Origin of the sequence: Solibacillus sp. FSL W8-0372 (genome assembly GCF_037969735.1) — a bacterium.
Classification (GTDB): Bacteria; Bacillota; Bacilli; order Bacillales_A; family Planococcaceae; genus Solibacillus; species Solibacillus faecavium.
Genome location: NZ_CP150204.1, coordinates 884,704 through 897,003, shown reverse-complemented (window position 1 = coordinate 897,003; position 12,300 = coordinate 884,704). Strand labels below are relative to the sequence as shown.

Annotated in this window: 10 protein-coding genes; all 10 read right to left on the bottom strand. The window is 38.3% G+C overall.

What is annotated here, in order from left to right:
• Positions 1-3,198, bottom strand: coding sequence for a carbamoyl-phosphate synthase large subunit (gene carB / locus MKY13_RS04290; RefSeq protein WP_339215447.1), 3,198 nt, complete (start codon positions 3,196-3,198; stop codon positions 1-3).
• Positions 3,191-4,291: a carbamoyl phosphate synthase small subunit gene (locus MKY13_RS04285; RefSeq protein ID WP_339215446.1), complete on the bottom strand. Its 1,101-nt coding sequence runs from the start codon at positions 4,289-4,291 to the stop codon at positions 3,191-3,193. The genes carB and MKY13_RS04285 overlap by 8 nt, the downstream gene beginning before the upstream one ends.
• Positions 4,291-5,565 (bottom strand): dihydroorotase, encoded by a 1,275-nt coding sequence (locus MKY13_RS04280; RefSeq protein WP_191698472.1) that lies wholly within the window; start codon positions 5,563-5,565, stop codon positions 4,291-4,293. The genes MKY13_RS04285 and MKY13_RS04280 overlap by 1 nt, the downstream gene beginning before the upstream one ends.
• Before the next feature lies 1 nt (position 5,566).
• Positions 5,567-6,445 carry an aspartate carbamoyltransferase catalytic subunit gene (locus tag MKY13_RS04275; protein ID WP_191698473.1) on the bottom strand — a complete coding sequence of 293 codons (879 nt, stop codon included), beginning with the start codon at positions 6,443-6,445 and terminating at the stop codon, positions 5,567-5,569.
• Between the two features lie 242 nt (positions 6,446-6,687).
• Positions 6,688-7,986: a solute carrier family 23 protein gene (locus MKY13_RS04270; protein WP_225231065.1), complete on the bottom strand. Its 1,299-nt coding sequence runs from the start codon at positions 7,984-7,986 to the stop codon at positions 6,688-6,690.
• Positions 7,987-8,011: 25 nt separating this feature from the next.
• The gene (gene pyrR, locus MKY13_RS04265) at positions 8,012-8,557 is read right to left on the bottom strand and encodes a bifunctional pyr operon transcriptional regulator/uracil phosphoribosyltransferase PyrR (RefSeq protein WP_191698474.1); all 546 of its coding nucleotides are present in this window, start codon (positions 8,555-8,557) and stop codon (positions 8,012-8,014) included.
• A 386-nt stretch (positions 8,558-8,943) separates the two neighbouring features.
• Positions 8,944-9,636, bottom strand: coding sequence for a hypothetical protein (locus MKY13_RS04260; protein WP_191698475.1), 693 nt, complete (start codon positions 9,634-9,636; stop codon positions 8,944-8,946).
• A complete protein-coding gene (locus MKY13_RS04255) occupies positions 9,629-10,144 on the bottom strand; it encodes a sigma-70 family RNA polymerase sigma factor (RefSeq protein ID WP_225231066.1) in 516 nt (171 codons plus the stop codon). Before MKY13_RS04255 ends, MKY13_RS04260 begins: the two co-directional genes overlap by 8 nt.
• A 623-nt stretch (positions 10,145-10,767) precedes the next feature.
• A complete protein-coding gene (locus MKY13_RS04250) occupies positions 10,768-11,670 on the bottom strand; it encodes an RluA family pseudouridine synthase (protein ID WP_191698476.1) in 903 nt (300 codons plus the stop codon).
• Positions 11,670-12,146, bottom strand: a complete 477-nt coding sequence (lspA, locus tag MKY13_RS04245) for a signal peptidase II (protein ID WP_191698477.1) — start codon at positions 12,144-12,146, stop codon at positions 11,670-11,672. Before lspA ends, MKY13_RS04250 begins: the two co-directional genes overlap by 1 nt.
• Between the last annotated feature and the right edge of the window lie 154 nt (positions 12,147-12,300).

Below are 12,300 nucleotides of genomic sequence, written 5' to 3'. Positions count from 1 at the left end.
TTAATGTACTACCTCCGCTTTCGGCATTTCTTCTGCAGTAAATGTCATCGATTCAATAACACGCAACATTGCTTCTGCTGTATCAAGTGATGTTAAACAAGGTACACCATTTTCCACTGACTCACGGCGAATTCGGAAGCCATCACGTGCCGGTTGTTTACCTTTAGTTAATGTGTTAACAACTAATTGTGCTTCGCCATTTTGAATTATATCGATTAACGTTTTCCCTTTACCGCCGATTTTTTCAACGACATCGGTTTTCACACCATTTTCTTCAAATAGCTTCGCTGTACCTTCTGTCGCTACAATGCGGTAGCCAACTGTTGAAAAGCGTTTAGCTAAAGTAACAGCCTCTTCTTTATCTTTATCCGAAACTGTGAATAGGATTGTACCGTGTGTCTTAATTTCCATACCTGCCGCTACAAAGCCTTTGTATAATGCCTTTTCGAAAGTTGCATCTTTCCCCATTACTTCACCTGTCGATTTCATTTCAGGTCCTAAAGTGATATCAACACGACGTAATTTTGCAAACGAGAATACCGGTACTTTCACGAATACGCCTCGTTTTTCAGAAGCTAATCCTGTAGGGTAGCCTTGCTCGATGATTGTTTGGCCTAGAATTGCTTTTGTAGCAATGTTTGCCATTGGGATATTTGTGATTTTACTTAAGAATGGTACTGTACGAGAAGAACGCGGATTTACTTCGATTACGTAAATCTCCCCTTCACTCATGACATACTGGATATTCATTAACCCAACAATCCCCAAACCTTTTGCAAGACGTGTTGTATAGTCTACTAATGTTTCTTTCTGTGCATCTGTTAATTTTTGCGGTGGATATACTGAAATGGAGTCACCAGAGTGTACCCCTGCACGCTCAATGTGTTCCATAATGCCTGGGATCAATACATTTTCTCCATCACAGATTGCATCAACTTCAATTTCCTGACCTGTTAAGTAACGGTCAACTAACACCGGGTGATCTGGAGATGCCTCTACCGCATGCTCCATATAGTGTGCCAGTTCTTCCATATTGTAGACAATTTCCATTGCACGTCCACCAAGGACATATGAAGGGCGGACTAATACTGGGAAGCCTAATTTCTCACCGATTATTAACGCTTCTTCCTTCGATACTGCTGTCTCCCCAGCAGGCTGTGGAATACCAAGTTCCTGTAAGGCTGCTTCAAATTTATTACGGTTTTCGGCACGGTCAATATCTTCCAATGTCGTACCTAAAATTTTCACACCGTTCGCTTCTAGCTTGTCTGCCAAATTGATTGCTGTTTGACCACCGAACTGGACAACAACGCCAATTGGCTGCTCTAAATCGATAATATGCATAACGTCTTCGATTGTCAGTGGCTCAAAGTATAATTTATCTGAAATCGAGAAGTCCGTTGATACCGTTTCAGGGTTTGAGTTGATAATAATCGCTTCGTAACCTGCTTCTTGAATTGCCCATACCGAGTGAACTGTTGCATAGTCAAACTCTACTCCTTGACCTATACGAATTGGACCTGAACCAAGTACAACAACAGATGGTTTGTCTGTACGGATTGATTCATTTTCTTCCTCGTATGTACCATAAAAGTACGGTGTGTTCGACTCGAATTCGGCAGCACAAGTATCTACCATTTTATATACCGGGATGATGCCTTCTTCTTTTCGGAATGCATATACCTCTGACTCTTTCATCTCCCAAAGCTGGGCAACTTTCTTGTCTGCAAATCCTAAACGCTTCGCTGTTCTTAATACATCTTTATCCATTTTATTTTCGACAAGAGTCGTTTCCATATCGACAATTTTCTTCAATTTTGTTAAGAAGAATAAGTCAATGGCAGACCATTCATGGATTTTTTCTACTGAAACACCACGGCGGATCGCTTCTCCAATGAAGAATAAGCGCTCGTCTCCTGCTTTTTTAATACGCTTTTCAATCCATGAATCCGACAAATCTTCAGCGTGTTTCATCTCAAGGTGTACATGACCTGTTTCTAATGAACGGACTGCTTTTAATAATGCTTCTTCAAATGTACGACCAAGTGCCATAACTTCACCAGTTGCCTTCATTTGTGTACCTAAGTTACGTTTTGCAGACTCGAACTTATCAAATGGCCAACGTGGAATTTTAGCTACAATATAGTCAAGTGCTGGCTCGAAACAAGCGAATGTTGAACCAGTTACAGGGTTTTTGATTTCATCCAAAGTAAGGCCTACTGCAATTTTAGCTGCAAGTTTCGCAATTGGATAACCTGTCGCTTTAGAAGCTAGTGCAGATGAACGGGATACACGTGGGTTTACTTCGATAACATAGTATTGGAATGAATATGGGTCTAACGCTAATTGCACGTTACAACCACCTTCAATTTTTAGTGCACGAATAATTTTCAGTGAAATATTACGCAACATTTGATTTTCGCGGTCCGATAATGTTTGTGTCGGTGCTACTACGATTGAATCTCCCGTATGAATACCTACTGGGTCGAAGTTTTCCATATTACAAACAACGATTGCATTATCTGCAGCATCACGCATTACTTCATACTCAATTTCTTTAAATCCGGCAATTGACTTTTCAAGTAAACACTGCGTTACTGGAGAATATTTTAAACCTGATGTTACAATCTCCTGTAAATCCTGGTCATTGTAACAAATTCCCCCACCTGTACCGCCTAGTGTGAATGCTGGACGGACAATTACTGGGTATCCAATTTTTGCAACGAAAGCTTTTGCTTCTTCCATGTTGTGGATGATGTCTGATTCTGGAACAGGTGCTCCTAGCTCATACATTAAATTACGGAACAAATCACGGTCTTCAGCTTTATGGATGGCATCCAGTTTTGTCCCTAAAATTTCGATTCCCAACTCGTCTAAAATTCCAGACTCATCAAGTTCAATCGCCATGTTTAACCCTGTTTGCCCACCTAAAGTTGAAAGGATCGCATCAGGACGCTCTTTACGTAAAATACGAGATACGAATTCTAAAGAAATTGGCTCGATATATACTTTATCTGCAATTTCTGTATCCGTCATAATTGTCGCCGGGTTTGAGTTAATTAAAATTACTTTATAGCCCTCTTCTTTTAATGAAAGACAAGCTTGTGTTCCTGCATAGTCAAATTCTGCTGCTTGTCCGATAACAATTGGACCTGATCCGATTACTAAAATTGTATTTATGTCTGTACGTTTAGGCATACTGATTCTCCTTCGCTGCTTCTTTTTCCATCATTTCAATAAATTCATCAAATAAGTGATTCGAGTCTTCCGGGCCTGGTGAAGCTTCCGGATGGTATTGCACAGTGAAGATTGGATATTTCTTATGGCGTACACCTTCACAAGTCCCGTCATTTAATGCAACATGTGTCAGTTCTAAATCTGTATCTTTTAAAGAATCGATATCTATAGCATAGCCGTGGTTTTGGCTCGTTAAATCGGTACGACCTGTGCATAAATCTTTTACTGGATGATTGCCGCCGCGGTGTCCAAACGGTAACTTAAAGCTTCGCGCACCACATGCTAATGAGAATAATTGGTGACCTAAGCAAATACCGAAGATTGGCACTTTTCCGATTAAACCTTTAATTGTTTCAATACCTTCTGATACGTCTTCCGGGTTACCTGGTCCGTTTGATAACATAATCCCGTCCGGATGCAAGGCTAAAATTTGCTCAGGCGTTGTGTTATAAGGAACAACAAGTACATCGCAATCACGTTTGTTCAATTCTCGTAATATGCCATGCTTCATTCCGAAATCCAGTAAAACTACTCGTTTACCACGACCTGGTGATGGATATGCTGCTTTAGGCGAAACTTCACGGACATGGTGCGTAATAAATGGTGTTTCTTGAAGTTGTGCAACCGTTTCTTCTATATTTACTTCTGCATCCGCTTCAGTTAAGATGGCACGCACCGCACCTTTTTCACGAATAATTCGTGTTAATTTACGAGTATCTATTCCTTCAATACCAGGAATGTCCTGTGCTGTTAAATAAGCATCTACCGACATATCAGATCGCCAATTTGAAGGCTGATCTGCCAATTCACGTACGACAAATCCTCTGATAGCAGGTGTAATAGATTCAAAGTCATCACGGTTAATGCCGTAGTTTCCGATTAATGGATATGTTAAAGTTACAATTTGACCATAAAATGATGGATCAGATAATGTTTCTTGGTAGCCTGTCATCCCTGTTGTAAATACGACTTCTCCCTGACTTGCTTTATCACTACCAAATGCCGTACCTGTAAATACAGTGCCGTCTTCTAAAATTAATAAACGTTTTTTCATTATTCTGCCTCCTGGTATACAATTTTGCCTTCGAAAATCGTTGCTACTGGCCAGCCTTTTGCTGCCCATCCGTTAAATGGTGTATTGCGACCTTTTGATACAAAACCTTCAGCATCAATCGTCTGCTCTTTTTCTAAATCGATTAGTACGATATCCGCTGAAGCACCAACCTCCAATGTTCCGTATGGAAGATCAAAAATTTGAGCTGCCTTCACACTCATCCAATCTACTAATTGTTTTAATGTCCATTTTCCTGTTGCTACAAAGTTTGTATATAGTAATGGGAATGCTGTTTCAAAACCAACAATTCCGAATGGCGCACCCACCATGCCACAGCATTTTTCTTCTACTGTATGTGGGGCATGGTCTGTTGCGATACAATCAATCGTTCCGTCAAGTAATGCTGCATGCAGTGAATCTTTATCGTCTGCAGCACGTAATGGCGGGTTCATCTTCCAGTTGGCATCATCTGAAGGAATGTCCATTTCTTCTAATAATAAATGATGCGGACAAACTTCTGCCGTCACTTTAATTCCTGCTGCTTTAGCGTCTCTTACTGCGCGTACAGATTCTTTCGTCGATACGTGGCATACATGGTAGCGCGCACCTGCTGCTTCAGCAAGTAGTACATCACGTGCAATTTGAACAGATTCACAAATTGACGGAATGCCAGGTAAGCCAAGCTCTTTATTTCGTTTTCCTTCGTGCATAACACCATCGTAAATAAGTGAGTTATCTTCACAGTGTGCTACAACTACCGCATCCAGTTTTGCTGCTTGTTGCATTTGCTCATACATTGTAGAAGCGAGCTGAATACCAACACCATCGTCAGAGAATGCAACTGCGCCATGTGCTTTTAACTCTTCCATGTCAGTTCGAACTTCTCCTGAAATATCCTTAGTTAGTGATCCATATGGCAATACACGAATGATTGCACTGTCTTGAATTAAATTATTAATCAGTTGCATATTTTCAACAGAATCTGGTACAGGCTTTGTATTTGGCATGGCACAAATTGTTGTAAAGCCTCCCTTTGCTGCTGAAGCTGTACCTGTTGCTATCGTTTCTTTATGTTCAAATCCCGGTTCACGTAAATGTGTATGTACGTCTACAAAACCTGGTGATGCAAAAAGACCTTTTCCGTCTATAATTGTTGCATTAGATGGTATATTTCCATTAATTGAAGCGATTTTGCCATTCTCTATTACAATAGTAGAAATTACTAATTCTCCTTTTTCATTTAGCAACTTCACGTCCTGAATAACTGTTGTCATCTTAATCTCTCCCTTTCAAAATCGTTTCTAATATAGCCATTCTTGTGTAAACACCGTTTCGTACTTGTTGGAAAATTCGGGAACGTTCACATTCTACAAGAGCATCAGCAATTTCTACATCACGGTTGACCGGGGCCGGGTGCATAATAATCGCATTTTTTTTCATCAGCTTTTCTCTTTCAACCGTTAAACCGTACTCTTCATGATAGCTCTCTTTTGAAAAATTTTTACTTACTGAATGCCGTTCATGTTGAATCCGTAAGAGCATAATGACATCACTATCTTCGAGCACTTCATCCCAACTATGCGCAGCTTCAAAATCACCTGCCCAGGCAGGCGGACATAAAAATCGGATATTTGCCCCTAAACGCTGCAGTGCTGTTGCATTTGATTTTGCGACACGGCTATGTGATATATCTCCGACAATAGTTATATTCAAGCCTTCAAATTCACCGAACTCTTTACGAATGGTATAAAGATCGAGTAAACATTGAGAAGGATGTTGACCAGCACCATCTCCTGCATTAATAACCGCACACCCGATTCCTTCTAAAAGCTCATTGTAATATTCATCTTCTTTATCCCGGATTACGACTGCGTCTATTCCGATCATTTCTAATGTTCTGACAGTATCGTACAGCGTTTCTCCTTTTGTAGTGCTCGAAAATTCTGCATCAAAGGGGATTACCGTACATCCTAGACGGCGCTCCGCCATTTCAAAGCTTGTTTTTGTACGGGTGCTAGGTTCAAAAAATATATTTGCTACATTGTAAGCGCGCTTTAGAATCGGTTCTTTTCCATTTTCGAAATGTTGTGCTCGATCTAAAATAGACATTATTTCTTCATTCGATAAATGTTCCATTGATAATAAATTTTTCATGCCCGCGCCCTCCGCTACTATCAATTACATGTCAAAGTAACTGATAGCTTAATTTTATTTTATTACATTATGTATATTTAATCTACTTTTTGTTTAAATATGCATACGTTGTTTATAAATAAGCCCCGCTATAACTTTAGCGAGGCTTAAAGGGTGTAACAAACTAAGGTATCATCTTGATAATGAACCTTGTATGTCATACCCTTCGTAGCCTCTCTGGACAAATCTTTAAAAGGTATTGCTTATTCTTCTATTTCATAAATATCTTTTTCAACTATTTCACGACCTGGTAATACTAGATTTAAAACAACACCGATAATCGACGCTAACGCCATACCTTCAATAGCAAAGCTTTCAGTGAATCGCATTGCGGCTCCGCCGATTCCTACTACTAAAATGACAGAGGCAATTACCATATTTCGGTTGTTCCCAAAGTCTATGTTGTTCTCCACAAACATACGCAAACCGCTTGCTGCGATGATACCGAACAGTAAAATTGAAATCCCCCCAAGCACTGCTGTTGGAATTGTTTCAATTAAAGCCATTAGCTGCCCTGAGAATGACACAATAATTGCGACTATCGCTGCACCTAAAATAACGTAAACCGAGTAAACACGTGTGATTGCAAGTACACCAATATTTTCGCCGTAAGTTGTTTTTGGAGGTCCTCCAATTAAGGCCGATGCAAATGTTCCTAGCCCATCCCCTAAAAGTGAACGATGTAAGCCTGGATCCTTAACATAGTTACGATTTACAACTTTCCCCAACACCAGCTGGTGACCGATATGCTCTGAAATCGTTACAATAACAACTGGTACCATACCGATTAAAATTGCACTTGTAACTTTAAATTCATAATCAACGCCTGGAATCAGGAATTCCGGCATTGCCAGGAATTTCGCATTTTGCACTGCTGTAAAGTCAACGATACCGACAATTACTGAGTAAATATAGCCAACTACGATTCCAAGTAAAATTGGCATTGCACTTAATATATTTTTAAAGAATACGTTGAAAATAATAGCTGCTGCCAATGTTACTAATGCTGCCGAGAAGTGAAGTCCGTTGTATTTCCCATCCACGTTCATCGCCATATCGACTGCTACACCTGATAGTCCTAATCCAATAACGATAATAACCGGTGCTACAACAATTGGTGGTAAAATATTCATTAACCATTTATAACCTGTTTTCCAAATTAATAAAGAAACAATTCCGTATACTACCCCGACTGCCATCGCTCCGATCATGGCATTTCCTGGATTTACTTCTACACCCGCTTGTCCAAATCCTGTTACTAAAATAATTGGTGAGATAAAAGCAAAGGAAGAGCCTAAGTAAGCCGGCACTTTAAATTGTGTTACGAGCAGGAAAATAATTGTGGCAATTCCGCTTGTTAATAGTGCAATTGCAGGGCTTAACCCGACTAATTTCGGTACTAAAATTGTTGATCCGAACATGGCAAACATGTGCTGGAAACTAAATGTGATCAGCTGACCAGCACTTGGCTTCTCTTGAATATCTAATACTGCTTTTGACATTATTTTCTCTCCCTGTACGCTCTAATTAATCTACTTTATGAATCGTGATAATATCTTGTCCATCTGTTTCTTCTAAATTCACTAGAATACGCTCTGTACTCGATGTCGGAATATTTTTCCCTACATAATCTGCTCTAATTGGAAGTTCTCTATGACCACGATCCACTAAAACTGCTAATTGAATTTGCGCAGGTCTTCCTAAATCCATGACAGCATCCAAAGCCGCGCGTACTGTCCTTCCTGTATAAAGCACATCATCAATAAGAACAATTTTTTGGTCGCTTACTTGATATTCAATATCTACTTGCTGTACTTGAGCTTGATCATCCACTTGCTTTGTTGATAAATCATCACGGTACAATGTAATATCCAGCTCTCCTGTACGAATTGCTTTGCCTTCAATTGTTTCAATTCTTTCTGCAAGACGTTTAGCTAAATAAGCACCACGTGTTTTAATTCCTACTAGAATTACTTCATCAATACCTTTATTACGTTCAATAATTTCATGGGCAATCCTTGTAATGGCACGATTCATTGATGGGCCATCCAGTAATACGGAAATATGTTCCATGTTGTTTCTCCTTTCATTTTTTAGTAATGTTCACGGGATGTTAAATGTCTTCATTTCAAACAAAAAACCCTCTAGAAGTTCTAGAGGGTTTGAAAAGGTCATGTTGAAAAAACTGCATACGGATATTTTTGCGCACAAAAATGCCGTAAATGCTTACATTATCCCTTCTCAGCCTCTCTGGACTGCCATTAAAGGTGAACAATATTCTGAATAGTAGCGTCTACCTGCTTGCTCTCGTCAAGGTCTGTAGCTCACTGTAGTCAGTATATGCCTCATCAATTTAGAAGTCAATAAACATTCCGAAGGTCAGACAACTGAAAATAAATGTTTAAATAATCATAATTATCTGTTATTTTTAAAAAAACTAAATCACCTAATATATAAAGCTAATTTGTACTTTCCATCAATTTTATATACCCTTCATTTTCTCTAAGCTGCTCTAGCTCGGCAATTGATAAATATAAATACAAATTCCCCATAGGCGTTATCTCAGCTTTTATTATTTGTGAAGTTTCACTTGAATAAAGGTAATGTTGTCCATAAGCCGTAAATTTCATTCCATTGTATGCCTTATATATTTTTTCAAACTGTTCTTCATTTGTATTCAGAAGCAACATTGAAAATAACTTCTCATCATAAAAGTAAAATCTGGCCTCTCCCTTATAATTTAATATAAAGTCAGCACCATTGCCGTCCTCCTGAATCTCTGTTAACTCACTGTCAGCTATTAATTCTGCTACTCGAATTTCTGTTAAATTCTTTTCTCCTAAGCGTTCTACTATATCTGATTTTAAATCACCTAAAGTAAATCCATTTAAATAAAATAAACCATGTTCTTCATAAAATTGCGGTTGAGTAAAATCAAATTGCGGGGTATTAGCTGAATGCTGGTTATCACTCATTATTTGGTTTAGCATAAAGAACATCATACATAATGTAAAAATTGCGCTAATCATTATAAATCGCCATCTATATTTTGGTTTTGTTCGTTTATTCTCGATCTCTTGCACTACATTTTGAATAACACGTTGTTTCATTACTTTTAAATCTTTTATCTCTTTAGGTGTATAGTTATCCATTTAGCAGCACCTCCCATTCAATATCTTTCAATACATCTTTTAATAATTCTTTTCCTCTTCTTAGACGTGTTTTGATCGTACTTTCTGGAGTAGATAGTAAAAGAGCGATCTCACTAATTTTCATATCATTAAAATAATAATAGATAAGTACTTCTCTATGTTTTAACGGTAATTCTAGAATTGCATCACCAACGATTGTTTGTTCATCTTTCCTAACCAATCCATCTGAATCTATTTTAATCGTGGAAGGAAAAATCTTTTGCAGTTGTACTTTTTTATATGTCCAACTTTTTAAGTAATCTTTACTTTTATTAGCAGTCATTTTGTATAAAAAAGCTTTTAGTTCTCCACGTTCTTCATATTTATATTGAGCATGATAGATCTTTATAAATACTTCCTGTACAATATCCTCTGCTGCCTGGCGATCCTTTACGTAGTAATAAGCCAAACGGATTAACGGCTCTGTATAGAGATTCATTATTTCTTTTAAATCATGAATAGTTAACAAGAATACAACTCCTTTCTCTAGATTATTAACGATTTCCAATATGTGAGAGTTTGGATTTATAGAAATATTTTTATGAATGTTTTAATTTCTCAGCAAGATCAAATAATAATATGGCTCATCACCATAACATGTGGTTGCTTTTCTAATAAAATTCCACTTGATTGGTGGGCTGGGGCAAGACAGCGCTAAAGCCACGTGATACGTGTCTTTATCACTGCCTTTATTGCCGTTTACGAGGCCCACCAATCCCAAAATTTTGCCCTCGTTATAAAGTGAGATAAAAAACACCTAATCAAGCCGCTTGCGCCATCGCGAGGCGGCAATTTTGTCATCCCCAACTTTTTGGTGATGAATCAATAATATGGTATATATTGTATTATTTTACATTATCCCAACACAAACGAATAAGTTTTTTATTGCCTTCCTAAAATAAGGGGAGAATTGACCGTTAATTTTATGATGTAGATCATTTTTAGGTCAATAACGGAAATTCCTTCCTCTATTTTTCTCGTCACGCAATTCAATAAAAGCTTTGGAGCCAAGCCATCCGGAATCCCTGCCCCGGGACAGCAAAAAAACCGAACCCTCTAAAGGATTCGGTTGCTCTTATAAGAAATGTATTATTACCCGCGTAACTCTTCTATTAATTGTTTGAAGTCTTCCGGTAGTGGTGATTCAAACTCTAAATATTCTTTCGTAACTGGATGGATAAATCCTAATACACCTGCATGTAATACTTGCCCACCAAAATCGATTGTTTTCTTTGGACCGTATTTTGGATCCCCTGCCAATGGGAAACCGATATAATTCATGTGCACACGGATTTGGTGTGTTCTTCCTGTCTCCAAGCGACATTCAACTAAAGTAAACTCACCGAAACGCTCTATTACTTGGAAGTGCGTCACGGCATGTTTGCCTTTATCTACAACTGCTTGCTTTTGGCGATCTTTTTGATCACGCCCGATTGGAGCATCAATTGTTCCTTTTTCGTGGGCAATATGACCATGTACCAGCGCTGTATATTTACGTGTTACCGATTTATCGACTAATTGATTCACTAATCCTTCATGGGCAACATCATTTTTTGCAACCATTAATAAGCCCGAAGTATCTTTATCAATACGATGCACAATTCCTGGACGTGCTACTCCGTTAATACCTGATAAATCTTTGCAATGATGCATTAAGCCGTTTACTAAAGTACCTGAAGTATGTCCAGGTGCTGGGTGTACCACCATACCACGTGGTTTGTTTACAACTAATACGTCTGCATCTTCATAAACAATTTCTAAATTTAAATCTTCAGGAACGATTTCTAAATCTTCTACTTCAGGGACGTCTACTTCAATGACATCCCCTTGTCTTACTTTGTATTTTGCTTTTACTTTCACGCCATTTACTAAAATGCGCTCTTCGTCAAGCCAATTGCCAATTTGTGAACGTGACCATGATCCTTCCATTTGTGAAAGTGCCTTATCAATACGTTCTCCAGCTAGTTCCTCTATCGTTAATGTGACTACTGCCATTATTTCACCTTTTTCTTATCCTTTTTTTCTTCTAGAATGATCGTAATAAAGAGCATGACTACAGCAATTGTCAGTGCTGCATCAGCTATATTGAAGATTGGGAAATGATAATTGACTACCGGTATATAAACATCGACAAAGTCAACTACTTCTCCTCGGAATAAACGGTCAATAAAGTTACCAACCGCACCACCTAAAAGTAGCATTAAACTAATATGAAAAAGTGGCTTACCTTTTGCTTCTGTATGATTAAAATAAATAATGGCGATAATGACTGCAACTGTTACGATTGTGAACAACCACATTTGTCCTTCCAGCATACCCCATGCTGCACCACGGTTACGATGCGATAAGATGCCAAACCAAGGATCCCAAACACTGATGCGTTCACTTAATTCCATATTTTTAACGACTAGCCATTTTGTCCATTGATCTAAAATGACTGCAACTATAGCTATTCCGTAATATTTATACACAGCAAATCCTCCGTTTACGATATATCTTTCCTATCTTAACATATAGACAATGCAACAAGCTACAAAAACACAAGCTCAAAACCTTATAATATCAAGGTTTTCTATTTATATTATTAACTTCAACTTTGTAATAAAATGTATAACAACGTTTGTA